Consider the following 21,956-nt stretch of genomic DNA (forward strand, 5'->3'; position numbering starts at 1 on the left):
AGCCCCGCGAGATCCGGATCCGGCCCATGGGCGGGGAGCGCTACTCCGCCATCACCAGTAGCGCTATTCTGATCCTTCATGAACAACGATAGCAGTATCGCGCAGATTGCCGCGATGCTGCGTGAGGAGGCCGACCGGCTGGGGCCGGGGGTGCGGTTGCCGTCCAGCCGGGAGATCATGCGGCGGCACAACGTCAGCCCCGTCACCGTCTCCAGGGCCATCGGGCAGCTGGCCGCCGAAGGGCGGGTCGTGGCCAAGCCGGGCAACGGGGTCTTCGTGGCGCAGCGGGTCGGCCGGGCGGCGCAGGACGCGGTCGATCTGTCGTGGCAGACCGTGGCCCTGGGCGATCGGGTGGTGGATGAAGGGCCCATCTCGACGTTGCTGGGGGCGGCGGCCGAGGGGGTGGTGCCGTTGACCGGCGGATATCTGCGGGCGGGATTGCGACCGGACAAGCAGCTCGCGGCCGCGGCGGTGCGCGCCGTACGGAGAGGTGAGGTCTGGGGGATGCCGCCCCTGGCCGGGCTGGCGGAGTTGCGGCGGTGGTTCGCGGTGCGGGCCGGCGGGGATGTGACCGCGGCCGACGCGTTGATCGTGAGTGGCGGGCAGGCGGCGCTGACGCACGCGTTCAGGGCGCTGGCAGCTCCGGGGACGCCCGTTCTGGTGGAGACGCCCACCTATCCGGGGGCGCTGGCGGCAGCCAAGGCGGCGGGGCTGCGGGCCACGGCGGTGCCGATGGACCGCGATGGCGTACGCCCTGAGCTGCTGGCCGAGGCGTTCGCCGTCACGGGGGCGCGGGTGTTCTTCTGTCAGCCCACCCTGCACAACCCCACCGGCGCCACCCTGCCCGTCGAACGCAGGGAGCAGGTGCTGGAGGTGGCCAGGGCGGCGGGGGCGTTCGTGGTGGAGGACGACTTCGCCCGATACCTGACCGAGCAGCCGCCCCCGTCCCTCGCCTCCATGGACCGGCACGGCACCGTGGTGTACGTCGGGTCGCTGACGAAGATCCTCTCGCCGAGCATGCGGGTGGCGGCCGTGATCGCCAGAGGGCCGGCCGCGCACCGGCTGCGGGCCGGTCAGCTCGTGGAGTCGTTCTTCGTGGCGCGGCCTCTGCAGGAGACGGCGCTGGAGTTCGTGGGGTCACCGGCCTGGCAGCGGCATCTGACGAACGTGCACGCCGAGATCAGGACCCGCCGCGACGCGCTCGTGGCGGCGCTGGCCGCGCACCTGCCCGAGGCCGAGCCGCACCTGCTGCCCTCCGGCGGGATGCATCTGTGGGTACGACTGCCCGCCGCCGTCGATGAGGGCGCCCTGGTGGAGGCGGCCAGGCAGCATGGGGTACTGGTGAGCCCGGGCAGGATGTACTACCCGTCGGAGCCACCGGGGCCGCGGCTCCGGCTCACGCACATGGCCGCGGCCCATCTGGGGGAGTTGCGGGAAGGGGTCCGGCGGCTGGCCGAGTCCTTGACGGCCATCGGCGGCAGACCCGCCCGTTGAGGTCCTGGTGATCATCGGCTTCCGGGGTCCCAGTAGAGTGACGGCATGCCGTTGCCCGCGGAGCTCGTACGAGACTTCGTGAACACCTTCGACGTCGAAGCCCAGACGGACGAGCTGTCCTCCCCCGCCGACCTGGCCCTGTGGCTGCGCGCACGCGACCTCATCAGCCCTCGCGACCGCGCCACGGACGACGACCTCAGCACCGCCCACGCCCTGCGTGAGGGCCTCAGAGCCGCGCTGAGACGCGAAGCGGCGCAACTTCCCGCGCTGCCCCTGTACGTCCAGGTGCGGGAGGGTGAGGTGCCCGAACTGGTCCCAGCGGGGGGCGGCGTTCGGGGCGGGCTGGCGGCGATCGCCTCGGCCGCCGTGGGAGCGGCATGGGACCGGCTGAAGGTGTGCGCGGAGGGAACTTGTCAGTGGGCGTTCATCGACTCGTCGAAGAACCGTTCCCGCTCGTGGTGTTCCATGCGTGTATGCGGCAACCGCACCAAGACGCGGGCTTACCGGGCGAGGAAGCGGGGTTCGCGTCCTCTACAAGGCTCAAACACCGATACGGTGTAACTCGTGCCTTGTGGCATGGACGGCAGGCGAAGGAGCGGGCCGAGATGGCAGACGTAGGCGTCCGGGCGGCCCGGCGCGAGGATGTGCTCCAGGTTGCGAATACTCAGATCCGCGCCTGGCGCTACGGCTATCGGAACTTCCTCCCCGAAGGCCCACTCGAGCAGATGACCGGCGCGGCGGCGGAGAAGATGTGGCTGCGCCAGTGGGACGAGGCGATCGTCGCCCCTCCCACGCCTATGCACCGGGTGCTGGTGGCGGTCGAGACCATCCTCGACACCGAGGGGTTTCCGGCGCTCGGCGCCGGTGGCAGCGCCGCCCTGGTGACCCCTCGCGGCGGAGAGCGCGTGGTGGGCCTGGCCTCCCATGCCCCCGCCGAGGATCCCGACCTCGACCCCAGCATGGTGGCCGAGATGCTCACGCTGCTGGTGGACCCCGACTTCGTCCGCCGGGGGCACGGCAGCCGGCTGCTCAACGCCACGGTCGACTACCTGCGTGAAGACGGCTTCCGGCAGATCGTCACCTGGGTGTTCGCCGACAACTACGCGGTGCTCGGCTTCCTGGAGTCGGCCGGCTGGGGCGAGGACATGGCCGAACGCGTTCTCGACATGGGCCGCCCGATCAGGATGGTCCGGCTCACCACGGATATCAGCTAGAGGTTGAATCAGAACATGGCAACACCGGGCCAGTGGATTGCCGGCGCCCGCCCGCGCACGCTCCCCAATGCGATCGTGCCCGTCATGGTCGGCACCGGCGTGGCGATCGGCGAAGACGGTTTCGTATGGTGGCGGGCGATCTTGGCGCTGCTCGTGGCGCTGTCGCTGCAGATCGGCGTCAACTACGCCAACGACTACAGCGACGGCATCCGTGGCACCGACGACGAGCGGGTCGGCCCGATGCGGCTGGTCGGCTCGCGCGCGGCCACGCCTCGCCAGGTGCTCATAGCCGCGCTGGGTTGTTTCGCGCTGGCGGCGGTGCTGGGGCTGATCCTTGTCGTGGCCATTCAGGCGTGGTGGGTGCTGCTGGTGGGCGCGGCGGCGATCGCGGCGGCCTGGTTCTACACGGGCGGCAAACACCCCTACGGCTACCGCGGGCTCGGCGAGCTGGCCGTGTTCGTGTTCTTCGGGGTCGTGCCCGTGGTCGGCACGGCCTACATGCAGACGGAGCATCTGAGCTGGGCGGCGTTGTTCGCCTCGATCCCGGTGGGGCTGCTGTCGTGCTCGATGCTGGTGGTCAACAACCTGCGTGACGTCGGCACGGACGGGCAGGCGGGCAAGCGTACGCTGGCGGTGCTGCTGGGGGCCGAGCGCACCCGCACTCTCTACGTCGCCTGCCAGGTGGTGCCGTTCGTGGTGGCGCTGGCCATGATCCCGATCACGCCGTGGGCGGCGCTGGTGCTGCTCGCCGCTCCGCTGGCGATCTCGCCCATCAGGGCGGTGCTGAGCAAGGCGGTGGGCCCGGCGCTCATCGGGGTGCTGCAGCAGACGGGCAAGCTGCAGATGGCGTACGGTCTGCTGTTCGCCGTGGGCCTGGCGATCATCTTCTAAGGTGGGACGGTGAAGGATTTCATCGCCGGATTGCCCAAATGCGAGCTGCACCTGCACATCGAGGGCACGCTGGAGCCCGAGCTCAAGTTCGAGCTGGCCAGCCGCAACGGCCTGGAGCTGCCCTACTCGACCGTGGAGGAGATGCGGGCGGCCTACACCTTCGACAGCCTGTCCTCCTTCCTGACGATCTACTACGAGGGCATGCGGGTGCTGCGCACCGAGCCCGACTTCTACGACCTGGCCATGGCCTATCTGCGCAAGGCCGCCGAGCAGAACGTGCGCTACGCGGAGATCTTCTTCGACCCGCAGGCGCACACCTCGCGCGGGGTGCCGTTCGACGTGGTGATCAGGGGGCTGCGGCGGGCGCTGATGGACGCGCACGCGCAGCTCGGGGTGCGGGCGCAGCTCATCATGTGCTTCCTGCGTGACTTCCAGGCCGAATACGCGATGGCGACGTTGCTGGAGTCGCTGCCGTACAAGGAGTGGATCGCCGGGGTGGGGCTCGACTCCGACGAGAGGGGCAACCCGCCGAGCAAGTTCGCGGCGGTCTACGAGCGGGCCAGGCAGGAGGGCTACCTGCTGACCATGCACTGCGACGTCGACCAGGACAACGCGGTCGAGCACATCCGCCAGGCCATCGAGGACATCGGCGTCAACCGGATCGACCACGGCGTCAACATCCTGGAGGACCAGCGGCTGGTGGAGGTGGTGCTGGAGCGCGGCATGGGGCTGACGTGCTGCCCGATCTCCAACGGCTACGTCACCGAGTCGATGAAGGCCGAGGGCATCCGCAAGCTGCTGGACCTGGGCGTGCGGGTGACAGTCAACTCCGACGATCCGGCATACTTCGACGGCTACGTATCGGAGAACCTGCTCGCCCTGCAGGACGCGCTCCAGCTCAACCGCGAGGAGCTGGCACAGCTCCAGCGCAACGCGTTCGAGATCACCTGGCTGCCCCGGCACGTCAAGGATGCCTACCTGGCCGAAGTGGACGCTTTCGTCTCGTGACGGCGTCCCCGAGCGGTTAGCCTGGAGTTGCCCGAGACAGCGAGGGACCGTGGCGAACCGGCCGAGAGTGCCCACCGACATCGAAGAGTTCGAGCGGGCACTCACTGACTGCGTCACCATCGCCGAGCAGGCGATGCCTGACTCGGCCATGCTCAGCATCACGCTGCTCGCCGACTACGGCCTGCGCACGGTGGCCGGTACTCATCCGCGGGCCGAGTTGCTCGACGGGCTGCAGGAGGCCATGAAGCAGGGGCCTGTCCTCGACGCCGTCGAGAGCGGGCAGCCTGTGACGGCCGGTGACCTGGCCTCGCGATGGCCGCGGTTCGCGGCGGAGGCGCCGGAGGTGCGCAGGGTGCACTGTGAGCCGCTGGAGTCGGAGGGCGCGCTGCTGGGGGTGCTGACGCTCTACTCCGGGCAGGCCGGTGGGTTCGCCGACGAGACCAGGGTCGCCGTACGCGTCACGGCCGCGCACGTCGGCGTGCTGTTCCGGACGGCGCTCGACGTGGCCCGCATGCGGGAGGTGGCGGCACAGCTCAAGGAGGCGCTGACCACCCGCGCGATCATCGACCAGGCGCTCGGCATCGTCATGGCGCAGCGGCGGTGCACCGCGCAGCAGGCCTTCGAGATCCTGCGCCACGTCTCCCAGGACAAGAACGTCAAGCTCCAGCAGCTCGCCACCTCCCTCGTGGAGAGGGTGAGCGGCGAGCCGGCGCAGCGCTCCCGCTTCCAGGATCCGCCGCCCGACATCGTGCGCTGACGCACTGACCCGCTGCCGGGCTGCCGGGCTGCCGGGCTGCCGGGCTGCCGGGCTGCCGGGTGCTGACGCTGATCTCCTGCTCGGAGGTTCAGGGCGCAAGGGGCCGTCGGGCACGTGGTTCCGCCGCCGGCCAAGCCCACCCTTCACCTCGGGAGCGCGACGCGCATCGCCACTCGCGGCGCGACCTCGATGCCCAGCTCCCGCTCGTGCTCGACGAGAGCCCGCAGTTCCGGCCCCCACTCGGCCTCGGGCATCACGGAGAAGCCGTGCCGGGCGTACCACGGCGCGTTCCAGGGCACGTCCCGGTATGTCGTCAGCGTCACGGCGGGCGCCCCGGCCGCTCGCGCGTGGTCGATCACGCCCCCCACCAGCCGCCCGCCGATGCCCTGGCGCATGCTCTCAGGAATCACGGCGAGCTGGTCGAGGTGCAGGTTGCCGTCCACCCACCCGACCATCGCGAATCCGGCCGGCGGCGCGCCCTCGACCAGCACGCAACCCGGGTCGTCCGCCTCTTCGACCATCGTGGTGCCGGGCGGGAACACGATGCCCACCTGCTCGAACAGCCGATCGGCGGCCAGCTCTATGGAGATCAGCCCGGGTAGTTCGTCCGCTTCGGCCCATCGCACCATGGCGACACGATCTCATGGTTCGGGCGGAGCTCGCCTCTGGTATTAGGGTTGAAGATCGTAGGCCTGGCTGTGCGGAGCCGGGACCCTCTCCTGACGACGTGCCCACGACCCATGTGCGGGAGTGGGCACGTCGTGCGTGTGGCCTAAAGGTCCAGCAAGGGTTCGAGGCCCACCGTGAGACCGCGCAGCTCACGCACCCTGCGCACGCCGAGCAGCACGCCCGGGGTGAACGCCGACCTGCTCATCGTGTCGTGCCTGATCGTCAGGATCTCGCCGTCACCGCCGAGCAGCACCTCCTGGTGCGCGATCAGCCCGGACAGGCGCACCGCGTGCACGTGCACGCCGCCCACGTCGGCCCCTCGCGCGCCGTCGAGCGCGGTGCTCGTCGCGTCGGGCATCGAGCCCAGCCCGGCCTTGGCCCGCGCCTCGGACACCAGCTCCGCCGTGCGGCGGGCCGTGCCGGAGGGCGCGTCGGCCTTGTTGGGGTGGTGCAGCTCGACGATCTCGGCGGACTCGAAGTAGCGGGCCGCCTGCTGCGCGAAGTGCATCATGAGCACGGCCGCGATGCCGAAGTTGGGCGCGATCAGGCAGCTGGCGCCCGGGTTGGCCGCCAGCCAGCCGCGCACGGTCTCCAGGCGGCCCTCGTCGAACCCGGTCGTGCCCACCACGGGATGGATGCCGTGGCCGATCATCCATTCGAGGTTGCCCATGACCACATCGGGATGGGTGAAGTCGACCACCACCTCGGTGCCGTCGAGCCCCTGGATGGGATCGTCCTTGTCGAGCGCGGCCACCAGATCCATGTCGGTGGCCGCCTCGACCGCCTTGCACACCTCGACGCCCACACGCCCACGGGCGCCGAGCACACCTACCCTGATCACAGGCAAACCCTATCGGACGGCGTCGGTGAAGTCCTTGTCGCCGTACGGGCCGATCACGGCGAGCGTGAGCGGCCGGTTGAGCACGTCGCGAGCCACCTCGGACAGCTCGTCGGGGGTGACGGACTCGATGCGCGAGAGCACCTCGTCCACCGACATCAGCTCGTCGTAGACCAGCTCGTTCTTGCCGATGCGCGACATGCGCGAGCCGGTGTCCTCCAGGCCGAGCACCAGCCCGCCCCGCATCTGCCCCTTGCCGCGCATGATCTCGTCGGCGCTCAGCCCCTCGGCCACCACCCGGGTCAGCTCATCCCGGCAGATCTTGAGCACGTCGTCGATCTTCGACGGCAGGCAGCCCACGTAGATGCCGAACTGGCCGGTGTCGGCGTAGGCCGAGGTGTAGCTGTAGGCGGAGTAGGCCAGGCCGCGCTTCTCCCTGATCTCCTGGAAGAGCCTGGACGACATGCCGCCGCCCAGCGCCGCGTTGAGCACGCCCAGCGCGAACCTGCGATCGTCCGTGCGTGCCAGCCCCGTCGTGCCGAGCACCAGGTTGGCCTGCTCGGTGGGACGGTCGAGCACCGCCACGCCTGAGTGCGACTCGGCGCCGGGGCCGCTGGTGCGCGGCGGCGCGAACTCGGCCGGGCCGTCCAGCGCGCCCGCCCGGTCGTACGCCCTGGCGACCAGCTCCACGACCTCTTCGTGCCGGATGTTGCCCGCCACGGACACCACAGTGCAACGGGGCCGGTAGTAGCCCCGGTAGTACTCGGCGATGCGCTCCTGCCCGAGCGTGTTGATCGACTCGACCGTGCCCAGGATCGGCCGCCCGATGGGCGAGTCACCGTAGAGCGCGGCGGCGAACTGCTCGTGCACCACGTCGGAGGGGTCGTCGTCGTGCATGGCGATCTCTTCGAGAATCACGCCCCGCTCGGACTCGACGTCCTCGTCGGTCACCAGCGAACTGGTCACCACATCGGCGAGCACGTCGACCGCGACCGGCAGGTCCTCGTCGAGGACCCGCGCGTAGTAGCAGGTGTACTCCTTGGCGGTGAAGGCGTTGATCTCACCGCCGATGCCCTCGATGGAGGCGGAGATCTCCATGGCGTCCCGCGTGGGGGTGCCCTTGAACAGCAGGTGCTCAAGGAAATGGGTGGCCCCCATGTGCTCGGGGGCCTCATCACGCGAGCCGATGCCGACCCACATGCCGACCGCGACACTGCGCACGGTCGGCATGGTCTCGGTCACCACGCGCAGCCCACCCGGGAGGACGGTGCGCCTTACCACCCCGGCTCCATCCTTGCCGGGGTGCAGCGTGGTCGTCGTCACGAGTTCCGGTCGTCCCCATCAGCGCGAGGGGTGCTGCGCACGCGGGTGCGGGTGCGGCGCGGCCGGTCGGACTTGTCATCGCCGGCGTCGGACTGCTCGGGCGCCTCGTCGGAACCGCCCTCGACGCCCTTGGCCTCCTTCTCGGCGGCCTCCTTCTCGATGACCTCGACCGGCACCAGCGAGAGCTTGCCCCGGCCGTCGATCTCGGCGATCTCGACCTGGATCTTCTCGCCGACGCTCATGACGTCCTCGACGTTCTCGATCCGCTTGCCGCCGTGCAGCTTGCGGATCTGCGAGACGTGCAGCAGACCGTCCTTGCCCGGCATGAGCGAGATGAACGCGCCGAAAGCCGCGATCTTGACGACCGTGCCCAGGTAGCGCTCGCCGACCTCCGGCATGTGCGGGTTGGCGATGGCGTTGATCGCGGAACGGGCGGCCTCGGCGGAGGGCCCGTCGGTGGCGCCGATGTAGATCGTGCCGTCGTCCTCGATGGTGATCTCGGCGCCCGTGTCGTCCTGGATCTGGTTGATCATCTTGCCCTTCGGGCCGATGACCTCGCCGATCTTGTCCACCGGGACCTTGATGGTGATGATGCGCGGCGCGGTCGGGTTCATCTCCGCCGGAGAGTTGATCGCCTCCTGCATCACGTCGAGGATCGCCAGGCGGGCGCCCTTGGCCTGCTTGAGCGCGCCGGCCAGCACGCTGGCCGGGATGCCGTCGAGCTTGGTGTCGAGCTGCAGGGCGGTGATGACGTCCTTGGTGCCGGCGACCTTGAAGTCCATGTCGCCCATGGCGTCTTCCGCGCCCAGGATGTCGGTCAGCGTGACGTAGGTGTCACCCTCGCCGATCAGGCCCATCGCGATGCCCGCGACCATCTCCTTGAGCGGCACACCGGCGTCGAGCAGCGCCATCGTGGAGGCGCAGACCGAGCCCATCGAGGTGGAGCCGTTGGAGCCGAGCGCCTCGGAGACCTGGCGGATGGCGTACGGGAACTCCTCACGCGTGGGGAGCACCGGGGTCAGCGCCCGCTCGGCCAGCGCGCCGTGACCGATCTCGCGGCGCTTGGGCGAGCCCACCCGGCCGGTCTCACCGGTGGAGTAGGGCGGGAAGTTGTAGTTGTGCATGTAGCGCTTGGTCCGGTCGGGGTTGAGCGTGTCGATGACCTGCTCCATGCGCAACATGTTGAGGGTGGTGATGCCCATGATCTGGGTCTCACCGCGCTCGAACAGCGCCGAACCGTGCACCCGGGGCACCACGTGGACCTCGGCCGACAGGGCGCGGATGTCCTTGGTGCCACGGCCGTCGATGCGGATGCCCTCGTTGACGACCCGCTCGCGCATGAGCTTCTTCATCACCGAGCGGAACGCGGCGGAGATCTCCTTCTCCCGGCCCTCGAACTCGGGCAGGAGCTTCTCGGCGGCCAGCGCCTTGACCTTGTCCAGCTCGTTCTCGCGCTCCTGCTTGCCCGCGATGGTCAGCGCGGCGGCCAGCTCGGTCTTGATCGCGGCCTCGACGGCGGCGAAAACGTCCTCCTGGTACTCCAGGAAGATCGGGTATTCGGCCGTCTCCTTCGCGGCGACCTGCGCGATGCGCGACTGCGCCTCGCACAGCACCTTGATGAAGGGCTTGGCGGCGTCAAGGCCCTGCGCGACGGTCTCCTCGGTGGGCGCGACGGCGCCCTCGGTGATCAGCTTGAGCGTGTCCTTGGTGGACTCGGCCTCGACCATCATGATCGCGACATCGCCGTCGGCGAGCACGCGGCCCGCCACGACCATGTCGAACGTGGCCCGCTCCAGCTCGTGGTGCGTCGGGAAGGCCACCCACTGGCCATCGATCAGCGCCACCCGCACGCCGCCGATCGGCCCGGAGAAGGGCAGGCCGGCGAGCTGCGTGGACAACGACGCGGCGTTGATCGCGACCACGTCGTAGAGGTGGTCGGGGTTGAGCGCCATGACGGTGACGACGACCTGGATCTCGTTGCGCAGGCCCTTGACGAACGACGGGCGCAGCGGCCGGTCGATCAGGCGGCAGGTCAGGATCGCGTCCTCGGAAGGACGGCCTTCACGGCGGAAGAACGAGCCGGGGATGCGGCCCGCGGCGTACATGCGCTCCTCGACGTCCACCGTGAGCGGGAAGAAGTCGAACTGTTCCTTCGGGTTCTTCGACGCGGTGGTCGCCGCGAGCACCATCGTGTCGCTGTCGAGATAGGCGACGGCGGAACCCGCCGCCTGACGCGCGAACCGACCCGTCTCGAAGCGGATCGTGCGCGTGCCGAATGTGCCGTTGTCTATGACGGCTTCAGCGGTGTGGACACCCTCCACGGGGGACCTCCTTGTGGTCGGTCACCCGCGCCCTTTTCTCACCGGCACCCTCGTTAGGTGCAGCGCCGGTCTTCGATCGAAGCGCCCGGTCACGTTCGTTCTTACCGGAAGCCACTACCGAGGACCGGCCCGCAGGCGTCGCGGGTCGCATGGTGCTGAACGGACGCGGGGGCTGTGTGTCTCGGATATTCAGTTGTACGTCAGTCGCGGGGGCGTTTTCACGCCGCCACGCGCCCTGCTGTTCGGGGTCCTACCCCATATGAGAAGGGAGCGGCGCGGACGCCGCTCCCTTTTCACGCTATCGGCGCAGGCCGAGCCGCTCGATGAGCGTACGGTAGCGCTGAATGTCGACCTTCTGCAGGTACTTCAGCAGGCGGCGCCGGCGACCCACGAGCAGCAGCAGACCACGACGGCTGTGGTGGTCGTGCTTGTGCGTCTTCAGGTGCTCGGTCAGCTCGCTGATGCGCTTGCTGAGCAGTGCGATCTGCACCTCAGGCGACCCGGTGTCGCCGTCAGCCGTCGCATACTCCTCGATGATGGTCTTCTTGGCAGCGGTGTCGAGGGACACGGCTCTCCTTCAATCTACGGACACGCGCGAGTGAGAATGAGAGTGCGAGCGACCGTGCGTGCCTACAGTCGCCGCGTGAAGGCCGTCATGGGCAGCGCGCAGCGCCGCCGCTACAGAGCCGACATGCAAGGTTACCACCATGCGTCGACTGCTCGGGCGGTCGCCTCCCGGACAGATCAGCTCGTCAGGCGTCGTGTGGCCTCCACGTCGGCGTGAATCTGGGCGATCAGCGCGTCGATCGAGTCGAAGCGGGTGTTGCCGCGCAACCGCGCGGCGAACTCCACCGCCACGTGCACGCCGTAGAGCTCCAGATCGTCCCGGTCCAGCGCGTACGCCTCCACGGTACGCGGAACGCCGTCGAACGTCGGATTCGTGCCCACGGAGATCGCCGCGGGCCAGCGCTCGCCCTCGTAAAGAGCGGGCAGATTGGCCACCGGGACGCACTCCATCCAGCCCGCGTAGACCCCGTCCGCCGGGATCGCGGTGTGCTGCGGCGTCTCGACGTTGGCCGTGGGGAAGCCGAGCTGACGGCCGCGCTGGTAGCCGCGTACGACGACGCCCTCCACGCGGTGCGGCCGGCCGAGCCGGTCTCTGGCGCCCTCCACGTCGCCCGCGACGAGCAACTGGCGGATGGAGGTCGAGGAGACGGCGTCGAGCGTGGGCACGGCCTCCACCTCGAAGTCGTACTTCTCGCCCAGCGTCCGCAATGTCTCTACATCGCCGCTGGCACCCTGCCCGAACACGAAGTCCTCCCCCACCACCACGACCGCCGCCCGCAACCGCTCGGCCAGCACATTCTGCACGAACTCATCGGGACGGCTACGCGACAACCCGAGCGTGAACTCGACCACCTCGACGTCGTCCACCCCGAGTGCGTACAGCAACTCGGCCCTGCGCCGTGGGCTGGTCAGCCGCTGCGGATGCGACCCCGGCCGTACGACCTCGTCAGGATGCGGCTCGAACGTGACGACCGCAGAGCGCAGCCCCCGCTCCCTGGCGACGGCGACGGCACGCCCGACCACCCGCTGGTGCCCGCGGTGAACTCCGTCGAACACGCCGACGGTGACGACAGACCTCTCCGAACCCTGCACGCTAGGCCCCATTCGCTCGTCCCCGGATCAACCCGTACAAGCCTGCCATGCGCGTCGGCATTCCCTCCAATCGAGGGGACTATCATCGGGCATCATGCCTCGTTACGCGCTTCTGATCCTGCCTGCCTTCAACCGGGTCTACGGAGAGAGCTCCATCCGGCTGACCCGAAGTGAGCTGGCCGTCTTCAGCGATCGCGCCCTCGAAGCCGAGGTGCTGGACAGCGACGAGAGGCGGATCGGCGGCGTCCCCTATGTGACGTTCGAGACCACGCTCCCGCTGAGCGAGCACGACGTGCGCCTGCTGTCCGACCTCTCCTCCGTCTACGCCGTCTTCGCGCTGGAGGGCGAGCTGCTCAGACCGCTGGAGATGCGCTCACGCGACCGGCTGAGCAGCGATCTGATCACCATCCAGAAATACGCCGGCAAGACCAACGAGCACTTCACCAAGCTGCTGCTCAACGTCACGGCGCTGGCGGGCGACAAGGGGCTGGCCGACGGGCTGTCGGTGTTCGACCCGCTCTGCGGGCGCGGCACGACCCTCAACCAGGCCCTCATGTACGGCTACGACGCCTACGGCATCGACCTGGACGGCAAGGACTTCGAGGCCTACACCGGCTTCGTCAAGACCTGGCTGCGCAACAAGCGGCTCAAGCACACCGCGGAGACCGTGCCGGTGCGCCGCGAGCGGGCCCTGGTCGGGCGGCGGTTCAACGTCTCCTTCGGCCTGTCGAAAGAGGCGGTCAAGGCCGGCGACACGCAGCGCCTGACCGTGGTCAACGCCGACACCCTCAAGAGCCGCGAGTTCTTCAAGCCGAACTCGTTCGACATCCTGGCGACCGACGCCCCCTACGGCGTCCAGCACGGCAGCAAGGGCGGCGCGGGCCTGTCCCGCAGCCCCCTGGAGCTGCTGGGCAGGGCCGTGCCGGTCTGGGCCGAGCTGCTGCGCCCCGGCGGCGCGATGGGCATCGCCTGGAACACCTACGGGGGCAAGAGCTCGGACCTGGCAGGAATCCTCACCGACGCGGGCCTCGAAGTGCAGAGCTACCCCGACTTCGAGCACTGGGTGGACCAGGCGATCGTCCGCGACATCATCGTGGCCCGCAAACCGCGTTAGCCGGCGAAGACGGCGAGGGGCCTGGCCATCCTGCCCTGCTCCTCCACCAGCGCCAGCAACTCGCCCTCCGGCCCGAACACGCCGATCGGCCCGCCGCCGAGCCCCACGGCCGGCAACCGGCCGCCGTGCCCAATCACGCGCGCCTCCTCGGCCGTGACGTCCCTGCGCGGGAACGCCGCCGCCACCGCCTCGCCGATCGGCAGGATCACGCACTCCTCGGTGAGTTGGTCGATGCTCCTGGCCAGCGAGAGATCGTAGGGCCCCACCCGGGTACGCCGCAGCCGCGTCAGATGCCCGCCCACCCCGAGCGCGCCGCCCAGGTCGCGGGCCAGCGCGCGGATGTAGGTGCCGCTGGAGCAGGTCACGACCGCGTCCACGTCCACCACGTCATCAGCGGCCCTGACGTCGAGCACGTCGAACACCCGCACCGTGACGGGCCTGGCCGCCAGCTCGACCTCCTCGCCCGCCCGCGCCATCTTGTACGCCCGCTGCCCGTTCACCTTGATCGCGCTGACCTGCGGCGGGACCTGCATGATCTCCCCGGTCAGCGCCGCGACGCCCTTGTGGATCTCGGGGGCGGTGACGCCGGCGGCCGAGGCCGTGGCGGTGACCTCGCCCTCGGCGTCGTCGGTGTTCGTGCTCACGCCGAGCCGGATGGTGGCCTCGTAGACCTTCTCGGTCAGCGTCAGGTGCCCCAGCAGCCGGGTCGCCTTCTCCACGCCGACCACCAGCACGCCCGTCGCCATCGGGTCGAGCGTGCCCGCGTGCCCCACCCGGCGGGTGCCCGCGATGCGCCGCATCTTGGCCACCACGTCGTGCGAGGTCCACTCGCCCGGCTTGTCGACGATGATCAGACCGCTCTCGGCCATCAGGAGACCTTCCCCAGCTCTCTCCGGAACTTGTCCATGGTCTCCTCGACGGTGTCGTAGGAGGTGAATCCGGCCGCGTTGTGATGCCCGCCGCCGCCCAGCGCCGAGCACACCGCCGCCACGTCAACCGTGCCCTTGGACCTGGTGGACACCTGCCAGTCGCCGTAGTCGTCCTCCTTGAGCACGACCGCGACCTCCGCCTCGTCGGTGCGGCGGACGATGTCGATGATGCCCTCCAGCTCGGAGTAGGGCAGCGCGTACGCGGCCCGGTCCACCCGCGTCACGTACGTCCACACCAGCCCGCCCTCCAGCGTCACCCGCTCGAGCCCGGCGGCCAGCACCTTGAGATAGCCGAACGGGGAACGGTCCCACAGCTCGCGGGCGATCTCGTCGACCCGCAGCCCGGTGGCCACGAGCCTGGCCGCCATCTGGTGCACGGCCGGCGTGGTCGAGGCGTAGCGGAAGGACCCGGTGTCGGTCACCAGCCCCGCGTACAGGCAGATGGCGATGTCCCGGTCGAGCCGCCCGCCGAGCCGGTAGACGAGCTGCTCGGCCAGCATCGCGGTGGCCGCGGCCTCGGCGTCGATGAGGTCGAGCGAGCCGAACCCCGAGTTGGACGGGTGGTGGTCGACCACCACGACCTCGGCCGCCGCGGCGGCGTTGGCGCCCAGCAGCCCGACCCGCTCGAACGTCGAGCAGTCGAACACGATCATCAGCTCGGGCGCGGCCGGATAGTCCTCGGGCGGCACCAGCATCTCCTGCCCCGGCAGGAAGCGCAGCAGCCGCGGCACCGCGAAGACCCGGTCGCCGAACGAGGCCACCACCCGCTTGCCCATCGAGCGCAGCACGAACGCGACGGCCAGCATCGAGCCGAGCGCGTCGCCGTCGGGCGTCACGTGGCAGGCCAGCGCGACCTCGTCGGCCCGGCCGATCAGCCGAAGTGCCCGATCCCACGACGTCTCGGGGATCGGGGTGCTCTCAGGCGGACCGCCCAGTCGGGGCGGACGGTCTGCCCTGTCGCGCACGTCGGGCGTCACGCCTGGTCGCCCTTGGCCACGTCCTGGCCCGTCTCTTCCTCCTCGGGCTTGCGATACGGGTCCGGCTCGCCCGCGTAGGAGGCGCTCTGAGCCTGCCGCGCCACCTCGGCGTCGCGTTCCCTGGCGGCGTTGATCAGGTCGTCCAGGTGGCGCGCGCTGTCGGGCAGCGGGTCGTGCTTGAACGTCAGCGTCGGGGCGAAGCGCACGCCGGTCTGCTTGCCCACCTCGGAGCGGAGAATGCCCTTGGCGCTTTCGAGGGCGGCGGCACTGTCGGCCCGCTCGGCGTCGGAGCCGAACACCGTGTAGAACACCGTCGCGTCACGCAGGTCAGCGGTGACGCGCGTGTCGGTCACGGTGATGAAACCCAGGCGCGGATCCTTGATCCGGCGCTCCAGCATCTCGGCGACGATCTGCTGGATGCGGTCGGCGAGCTTGTGTGCTCGTGCGGCATCCACCATCTTTGCCCCCCTCACGCACGACCTGGCCGTGCAGTCGTTCAATCTTCGTCGTTGTAGAGCCGATGCCGGGCCGACAGCAGCTCGATCTCGGGGCGGAAGGCCACCATCCGCTCGCAGGCGTCCATCACCTCTTTGCAGTTACCCGCGGAGGCGGAGACCACCGCCAAGCCGACCTCCGCCCTGCGGTGCAGGTCGAGATGGCCCGTTTCAGCCGCCGCGATGCTGGGATAACGGCGCTGCAACTCGGCGATCAGCGGACGGACGACAGAGCGCTTCTGCTTCAGCGATCTGACGTCGCCGAGCAGGATGTCCAGGGTAAGAGAACCCACATACATCGTTGGCAACCACCGCTTGACCTGGTGTGGTGAAAGCACGACCGGCCCGGTGCGGTGGGGACCAGGCCAGAGCGTGCGAGAGGCGCCCGGCGGATGTCCCGCCGGGCGCCCGGCCGCTTGTTACACGCGCGGCTTCTCCCGCATCTCGAACGTCTCGACCACGTCCTCGATCCTGATGTCGTTGTAGCCGACACCGATACCGCACTCGAAGCCCTCGCGGACCTCGGTCGCGTCATCCTTGAACCGACGCAGCGACGAGACGGTCAGGTTGTCCGCGATGACGACGCCGTCGCGGATGATCCTGGCCTTGGTGTTGCGGACGATCACGCCGGAGCGGACCAGCGAACCGGCGACGTTGCCGATCTTCGGCACCTTGAAGACCTCGCGGACTTCCGCCGTGCCCATCTGGACCTCTTCGAACTCGGGCTTGAGCATGCCCTTGAGCGCCGCTTCGATTTCCTCGATCGCCTGGTAGATGACCGAGTAGTAGCGGATGTCGACGCCCTCGCGCTCGGCCAGGTCGCGCGCCCGAGGCTCGGGGCGGACGTTGAAGCCGATGATGACCGCGTTGTCGTCGGCGACGGCCAGGTTGACGTCGTACTCGGTGATGGCGCCGACCGCGCGGTGCAGGACACGAAGCCTGACCTCGTCGCCGACGTCGATCTTGAGCAGAGCGTCTTCCAGGGCCTCCACCGAACCGGAGACGTCACCCTTGATGATGAGCTTGAGCTCGTCGACGCGACCCTTCTCGAGGTTGCTGAACAGCTCCTCGAGAGTCAGGCGGCGGCTCGACTTCGCCATGTCGGCGCTGCGCTTGCGCGCCGCGCGCTGCTCGGCGATCTGACGGGCCATGCGGTCGTCGGTGACGACGATGAAGTTGTCACCGGCGCCGGGCACGGCCGTCAGGCCCATCACCCGGACCGGACGGGACGGCGTGGCCTCCTCGACCGCGTCGCCGTTGTCGTCGAGCATCGCGCGGACGCGGCCGTAGGCCTCGCCACACACGATCGAGTCGCCGACGCGGAGCGTGCCGCGCTGGACCAGGACGGTCGCGACAGGGCCGCGGCCCTTGTCGAGGTGCGCCTCGATCGCGATGCCCTGGGCGCCCATCGACGGGTTGGCCCGCAGGTCGAGCTCGGCGTCCGCGGTCAGCACGATGGCCTCGAGGAGCTGGTCGATGCCCGTGCCGTTCCTCGCCGAAATGTCGACGAACAGCGTCGAGCCGCCGTATTCCTCCGCCACCAGGCCGTACTCGGTGAGCTGGGCGCGCACCTTGTTGGGGTCGGCGCCCTCCTTGTCGACCTTGTTGACCGCGACCACGATCGGAACCTCGGCCGCCTGGGCGTGGTTGAGGGCCTCGATCGTCTGCGGCTTCACACCGTCGTCGGCCGCGACCACCAGCACCGCGATGTCGGTGGACTTGGCGCCTCGGGCACGCATGGCGGTGAACGCCTCGTGACCCGGGGTGTCGATGAAGGTGATCTTCCGTTCCTGGCCGTCGTGCTCAGCGGCGACCTGGTAAGCACCGATGTGCTGGGTGATGCCACCGGCCTCGCGCGCCACCACGTTGGTCTTGCGGATGGCGTCGAGCAGCTTGGTCTTACCGTGGTCGACGTGACCCATGACGGTCACGACCGGCGGACGTGCGGCAAGGTCTTCCTCGTCGCCCTCGTCCTCGCCGAACTCGATGTCGAAGGCCTCGAGAAGCTCGCGGTCCTCCTCCTCCGGGCTGACGACCTGGATGTTGTAGTCCAGCTCCTGCCCGAGAAGCTGCAGCGTCTCCTCGTTGACCGACTGCGTCGCGGTCACCATCTCGCCCAGGTGCAGCATGATCTGCACGAGCGAGGCGGGGTTCGCGCCGATGCGGTCGGCGAAGTCGGACAGCGACGCACCGCGCGGGAGGCGGATCGTCGCGCCGTTGCCGCGAGCGACCTGCACACCGCCGATCGCCGGCGCCGACATGTTGTCGAACTCCTGGCGCCTCTGACGCTTGGACTTGCGGCCACGCGCGGGACGGCCACCGGGACGCCCGAAGGCTCCCGCGGTGCCGCCGCCACGACCACGGCCGCCGCCACCGGGACGGCCGCCGAAGCCACCGCCGCCGCCGGGACCACCGGTGCCGGTGCGCTGACCGGTGCCACCGCCACCCGGGCGACCGGCGAAACCGCCGCCACCGCCACCGGGACGACCGCCGCCGCCACCGCCGCCGGGACGGCCACCGCCGCCACCGCCGCCAGGACGACCGCCGCCGCCACCGCCACCGGGACGGCCACCGCCGCCACCGCCGCCGCCGGGACCGGCAGGGCGACCCTGCGGCATCATCATCGGGTTGGGCCGCGGGCCACCCGGACGCGGACCGCCCGCACCGGGACCGCCCGGACGCCCACCGCCGGAGGGCGGACCAGGACGGGGACCGGCTGAGCCGCCTCTGCCCTCGCCGCCGCCGCCACGACCCTGCGGCGGACGCGGCATCGCGCCGTCGCGCGGCGGACCGTCACGACGCTCGCGCTGACCGGGACCGCCACCGCCTTCGCGGTTGCCGCCGGGACGCGGCGGACGGGACTGGCCCATGCCGCTGGCGTTGGAAGAGAACGGGTTGTTACCAGGACGCGGGCCGCGCGGGCCGGGCTTGGGACCCGGTCCTGGACGCGGGCCGCCGCCGCCACCTGGGCGCGGCGCCTGCTGCGAGCCGCCGCCACCACCCGGGGCGCCCGGACGGGACGCCGGGCCGGGCTTGGGACCCGGACGAGGGGCGGGACCAGGCCGCGGGCCTGGAGCAGGACGAGAGGACGCGCCACTCTCAGGACGAGAGGGGGCACCTCCCTCAGGACGAGAAGGGGCGCCGCTCTCGGGACGAGAGGGGGCACCCCCTTCAGGACGAGCGGGCGCGCCGCTCTCGGGACGGGCGGGCGCGCCACTCTCGAAACGCGCCTGCGGGGCACTCGAGGTCTCGCCGCGGGCGGCCTGAGGCTCCTGCTGCGGCTGGTGCGGCATCGGCACCGGCGGCCGCGGCTGCGAGCCGCCGCCGCTCTGGGGACCCGGACGCGGGCCGGGCTTGGGGCCCGGACGCGGCGGGGCGGGGACCGACGCTTGACCAGCGCCGTTACCGGCCTGGCTGTCTGCCGGCCGGGGAGCAGCCCTTGGCGGCTGCGGCTTGTTGGACGGCTGACCGCCGCCCCTAGAGGGGCCACCTTTCGATGCCCCCAACGCTTCGGTGAGCCTGCGGACCACCGGCGCTTCGATGGTGGAGGACGCCGAACGGACGAACTCCCCCATCTCCTGGAGCTTGGCCATGACGACCTTGCTCTCTACGCCGAACTCCTTAGCGAGCTCGTATACCCGGACCTTCGCCACTGCACTCCCTTACTCGGCCCGGGAGGCTGGCTATGCCGTCCGGACCGTCGCTACCTTGACGTCTTCATCGCCGCGTGCTCATCAGGCGCTCATAGCAATCTGACTCCGCCCATCAACTCGGCGTCCTACATGACATTTCGTGGTTCTCCCTCCAAGTGCGCCCGCACGGGCGACACGTCAAGCGGCCCCGGCACGCGGAACGCGCGCGGAAACGCTCGGCGCCGCTCGGCAAGCTCCAGACAACTCAAGGACGGATGCAGCGATGCACCGCGGCCTGGAAGCTGTCCTCGCAGGTCAGGGACTACGTGATCCTCGACCCGCACCAGACGGAGCAGCTCGGTCTTAGCCGTGCGAACCCTGCAGCCCACACAGGTGCGCTGTGGGACCGCGTGGCCACCATATTCCAGCTTACCGTGTTGACGCATCTACGGAACCGGCGGCGTCCTCGGCTTGTGTATCGGGCCGGATGTCGATCCGCCATCCCGTTAGTCTCGCGGCTAGCCGGGCGTTCTGCCCCTCTTTGCCGATGGCCAGCGAGAGCTGGTAGTCGGGCACGGTGACCCGCGCGACGCGGCCGTCGAGGTCCAGAACCTCAACGTGGGAAACGCGTGCGGGAGACAGGGCATTCCCGACGAACTCGCCGGGATCCTCGGACCAGTCGATGATGTCGATCTTCTCGCCGTGCAGCTCGGTCATCACGTTGCGGACGCGCGAGCCCATGGGCCCGATGCACGCGCCCTTGGCGTTGACGCCGGGCTTGCGCGACCTGACCGCGATCTTCGTACGGTGGCCGGCCTCGCGCGCCACCGCGGCGATCTCCACGGTGCCGTCGGCGATCTCCGGCACCTCCAGCGCGAACAGCTTCTTCACCAGCCCGGGATGCGTGCGAGACAAGGAGACGGAGGGGCCCTTGTGACCCTTCTTCACCTGCACGACGTAGGCGCGGATGCGCTCACCGTGCACGTAATCCTCGCCCGGGACCTGCTCGGCGTGCGGCAGCACGGCCTCGATCTTGCCGAGGTCGACCAGCACGACGCGCGGGTCCTTGCCCTGCTGGATGACGCCGGAGACCAGCTCGCCCTCGCGGCTGGCGAACTCGCCGAAGTTGATCTCGTCTTCGGCGTCGCGCAACTGCTGCAGGATGACCTGCTTGGCGGTGGTGGCGGCGATCCTGCTGAAGTTGCCCGGGGTGTCGTCGAACTCCCTGACGACCTCACCTTCGTCGTCGAGCTCGGCGGCCCAGATCGTGACGTGACCGCTGGTGCGGTCGAGCTCGGCCCGCGCCTTGGAGGGGGCGCCCTCCGTGCGGGAGTATGCGATGAGCAGCGCGTCCTCGATCGCCTTGACGACCAGCTCGAAGGAGATGTCCTTTTCCCGCTCCAGGCTGCGCAGGACGCTCATGTCGATGTCCACGGCGGCTCCCCTTAGCCTTCGTCGCCGTCGACGTCGTCGAAGCGGCGGAACTCCACCTGCACCCGTCCGCGGGTCAGGTGTTGGTAATCAAGTCTTCGTGCCGTGCCCTCGACGTCGAGGTCGACGCCGCTCTCGTCGGCGGCCAGGACGCGGCCCTCCACGACGGCGCCGTCGTCCAGCTCCGCCTTTACCAGCCGCTTGGCCGCGCGGCGCCAGTGGCGCGGCTCGGTGAGCGGGCGATCGATGCCGGGTGAGGAGACCTCGAGTGTGTAAGCTGCCTGGCCCATCGCGTCGGTGTCGTCCAGGGCCGTGGAGACGGCCTGGCTCACGTCGGCCACGTCGTCGAGGCTCACGCCGCCGTCACGATCGACGATCACACGCAGCAGCCGTCTCTTGCCTGCCTGGGTGACCGTGATGTCCTCCAGGTCAAGGCCCTCCGCGCTGACCACGGGCTCCAGGAGCTCCATCAGGTGGTCGCGGGGTGAAGCGCTGCCCATATCGACCTCCCTTATTGTCATGTTCTCAGCCGGGCGGACCTCGCCTCTGGCTCTCCGCCGTCTGGCCGCTCAGCCAGCGACGACATTGACACCCTATCCGTATGAGGGCACGGAAAGAGCGCCACTCGTCGCGGTCGAATGGCGGTGCGTCGCCGGACGGCGATCACGGGCACTGGCCGTACGATGCTACCGAGGCCAGGAATAAGGGTCTGTGACAACTGGAGGTTCGAGTCCGTGCGCCCGCGTCAGCTCTCCCGGCGAGCCTTGCTGGCGGGCGGGGCGGCCGCTCTCACCGCCTGCAGCGCGTCCGGCCCGCCGCAGCCGTCCGCTCCGGCCCCTGACTCTCCCGAGACAGTCCTGCTGAAGGACCTCATCGCGGAGAAACAACGCACAATCGCGCTCTATTCATCCCTGATCACCGGCGGGGCGGACAAACTGGTGCCGTTCAGAGATCGCCATCAGGCCCATCTCAACGAGTTGCGCAAGCACGTGAAGGCCACCGCCTCGGCGCCGCCGTCGCCCACGCCCACCGCCAAGACGTCGTTGTCGCGGCTGCGCGAGCTGGAGCGCAAGGCCTCCGCGGCGCGGGCGCGCACGCTGGCCGGGCTCTCGCCCGGTGTCGCCCAGCTCGTCGCCAGCATCGGGGCCTGTGAGGCCGCCCATGTCGTCGCCCTGCCGAGGTCGTTGTGAACACCGGTGATGTTG

Annotated in this window: 22 protein-coding genes; 8 read left to right on the forward strand and 14 right to left on the reverse strand. The window is 69.8% G+C overall.

What is annotated here, in order from left to right:
• Positions 1–78 precede the first annotated feature (78 nt).
• The 6 genes from ACFPZ3_RS17060 (at position 79) to ACFPZ3_RS17085 (ending at position 5,364) form a co-directional block, all read left to right on the forward strand.
• Entirely contained in the window at positions 79–1,494 is a 1,416-nt protein-coding gene (locus tag ACFPZ3_RS17060) for an aminotransferase-like domain-containing protein (RefSeq protein WP_379515083.1), read from the forward strand.
• Positions 1,495–1,539: 45 nt separating this feature from the next.
• Positions 1,540–2,055 (forward strand): CGNR zinc finger domain-containing protein, encoded by a 516-nt coding sequence (locus ACFPZ3_RS17065; RefSeq protein ID WP_379515084.1) that lies wholly within the window; start codon positions 1,540–1,542, stop codon positions 2,053–2,055.
• A gap of 44 nt (positions 2,056–2,099) precedes the next feature.
• Positions 2,100–2,708 (forward strand): GNAT family N-acetyltransferase, encoded by a 609-nt coding sequence (locus tag ACFPZ3_RS17070; RefSeq protein WP_379515085.1) that lies wholly within the window; start codon positions 2,100–2,102, stop codon positions 2,706–2,708.
• A gap of 15 nt (positions 2,709–2,723) precedes the next feature.
• Positions 2,724–3,599, forward strand: a complete 876-nt coding sequence (locus ACFPZ3_RS17075; protein WP_379515086.1) for a 1,4-dihydroxy-2-naphthoate polyprenyltransferase — start codon at positions 2,724–2,726, stop codon at positions 3,597–3,599.
• A 9-nt stretch (positions 3,600–3,608) separates the two neighbouring features.
• On the forward strand, positions 3,609–4,607 hold the full coding sequence (locus ACFPZ3_RS17080; protein WP_379515087.1) for an adenosine deaminase: 999 nt from the start codon (positions 3,609–3,611) through the stop codon (positions 4,605–4,607).
• A 67-nt stretch (positions 4,608–4,674) separates the two neighbouring features.
• Complete coding sequence (locus tag ACFPZ3_RS17085; RefSeq protein WP_379515088.1) at positions 4,675–5,364, forward strand: GAF and ANTAR domain-containing protein; 690 nt, start codon at positions 4,675–4,677, stop codon at positions 5,362–5,364.
• A gap of 143 nt (positions 5,365–5,507) precedes the next feature.
• Here the strand turns inward: ACFPZ3_RS17085 and ACFPZ3_RS17090 are convergent, their stop codons facing one another.
• From ACFPZ3_RS17090 to ACFPZ3_RS17115, 6 genes are all read right to left on the reverse strand, one after another.
• The gene (locus ACFPZ3_RS17090) at positions 5,508–5,993 is read right to left on the reverse strand and encodes a GNAT family N-acetyltransferase (RefSeq protein WP_379515089.1); all 486 of its coding nucleotides are present in this window, start codon (positions 5,991–5,993) and stop codon (positions 5,508–5,510) included.
• A 143-nt stretch (positions 5,994–6,136) separates the two neighbouring features.
• Positions 6,137–6,874: a 4-hydroxy-tetrahydrodipicolinate reductase gene (gene dapB / locus ACFPZ3_RS17095; protein WP_379515090.1), complete on the reverse strand. Its 738-nt coding sequence runs from the start codon at positions 6,872–6,874 to the stop codon at positions 6,137–6,139.
• Positions 6,875–6,883: 9 nt separating this feature from the next.
• Complete coding sequence (locus ACFPZ3_RS17100) at positions 6,884–8,194, reverse strand: M16 family metallopeptidase (RefSeq protein ID WP_379515091.1); 1,311 nt, start codon at positions 8,192–8,194, stop codon at positions 6,884–6,886.
• Positions 8,191–10,515 carry a polyribonucleotide nucleotidyltransferase gene (locus ACFPZ3_RS17105; RefSeq protein ID WP_379515092.1) on the reverse strand — a complete coding sequence of 775 codons (2,325 nt, stop codon included), beginning with the start codon at positions 10,513–10,515 and terminating at the stop codon, positions 8,191–8,193. Before ACFPZ3_RS17105 ends, ACFPZ3_RS17100 begins: the two co-directional genes overlap by 4 nt.
• Before the next feature lie 298 nt (positions 10,516–10,813).
• Entirely contained in the window at positions 10,814–11,083 is a 270-nt protein-coding gene (gene rpsO / locus ACFPZ3_RS17110; RefSeq protein ID WP_106235181.1) for a 30S ribosomal protein S15, read from the reverse strand.
• A 176-nt stretch (positions 11,084–11,259) separates the two neighbouring features.
• Entirely contained in the window at positions 11,260–12,186 is a 927-nt protein-coding gene (locus ACFPZ3_RS17115; protein WP_379515093.1) for a bifunctional riboflavin kinase/FAD synthetase, read from the reverse strand.
• 82 nt (positions 12,187–12,268) lie between these two features.
• Between ACFPZ3_RS17115 and ACFPZ3_RS17120 the strand changes: the two genes are divergently transcribed.
• Positions 12,269–13,288: a TRM11 family SAM-dependent methyltransferase gene (locus tag ACFPZ3_RS17120; RefSeq protein ID WP_379515094.1), complete on the forward strand. Its 1,020-nt coding sequence runs from the start codon at positions 12,269–12,271 to the stop codon at positions 13,286–13,288.
• Here ACFPZ3_RS17120 and truB read toward each other — a convergent pair.
• The 8 genes from truB to rimP form a co-directional block, all read right to left on the reverse strand.
• Positions 13,285–14,157 (reverse strand): tRNA pseudouridine(55) synthase TruB, encoded by an 873-nt coding sequence (gene truB / locus ACFPZ3_RS17125; protein ID WP_379515095.1) that lies wholly within the window; start codon positions 14,155–14,157, stop codon positions 13,285–13,287. The two genes, ACFPZ3_RS17120 and truB, sit on opposite strands and share 4 nt — an antisense overlap.
• Positions 14,157–15,194, reverse strand: a complete 1,038-nt coding sequence (locus tag ACFPZ3_RS17130; RefSeq protein WP_379515096.1) for a DHH family phosphoesterase — start codon at positions 15,192–15,194, stop codon at positions 14,157–14,159. Before ACFPZ3_RS17130 ends, truB begins: the two co-directional genes overlap by 1 nt.
• Complete coding sequence (gene rbfA, locus ACFPZ3_RS17135; RefSeq protein WP_379515097.1) at positions 15,191–15,652, reverse strand: 30S ribosome-binding factor RbfA; 462 nt, start codon at positions 15,650–15,652, stop codon at positions 15,191–15,193. Before rbfA ends, ACFPZ3_RS17130 begins: the two co-directional genes overlap by 4 nt.
• Positions 15,653–15,690: 38 nt before the next feature.
• Positions 15,691–15,987, reverse strand: a complete 297-nt coding sequence (locus tag ACFPZ3_RS17140) for a DUF503 domain-containing protein (RefSeq protein WP_379515188.1) — start codon at positions 15,985–15,987, stop codon at positions 15,691–15,693.
• Between the two features lie 120 nt (positions 15,988–16,107).
• On the reverse strand, positions 16,108–19,341 hold the full coding sequence (infB, locus tag ACFPZ3_RS17145; protein WP_379515098.1) for a translation initiation factor IF-2: 3,234 nt from the start codon (positions 19,339–19,341) through the stop codon (positions 16,108–16,110).
• Positions 19,342–19,466: 125 nt separating this feature from the next.
• Positions 19,467–19,766, reverse strand: a complete 300-nt coding sequence (locus tag ACFPZ3_RS17150) for a YlxR family protein (protein WP_379515099.1) — start codon at positions 19,764–19,766, stop codon at positions 19,467–19,469.
• Entirely contained in the window at positions 19,750–20,754 is a 1,005-nt protein-coding gene (nusA, locus tag ACFPZ3_RS17155) for a transcription termination factor NusA (protein WP_379515100.1), read from the reverse strand. The genes ACFPZ3_RS17150 and nusA overlap by 17 nt, the downstream gene beginning before the upstream one ends.
• Positions 20,755–20,765: 11 nt before the next feature.
• A complete protein-coding gene (gene rimP, locus ACFPZ3_RS17160; protein ID WP_379515101.1) occupies positions 20,766–21,251 on the reverse strand; it encodes a ribosome maturation factor RimP in 486 nt (161 codons plus the stop codon).
• 234 nt (positions 21,252–21,485) lie between these two features.
• Between rimP and ACFPZ3_RS17165 the strand changes: the two genes are divergently transcribed.
• On the forward strand, positions 21,486–21,941 hold the full coding sequence (locus ACFPZ3_RS17165) for a hypothetical protein (RefSeq protein WP_379515102.1): 456 nt from the start codon (positions 21,486–21,488) through the stop codon (positions 21,939–21,941).
• Positions 21,942–21,956 lie beyond the last annotated feature (15 nt).

The organism is Nonomuraea insulae, from assembly GCF_042656245.1.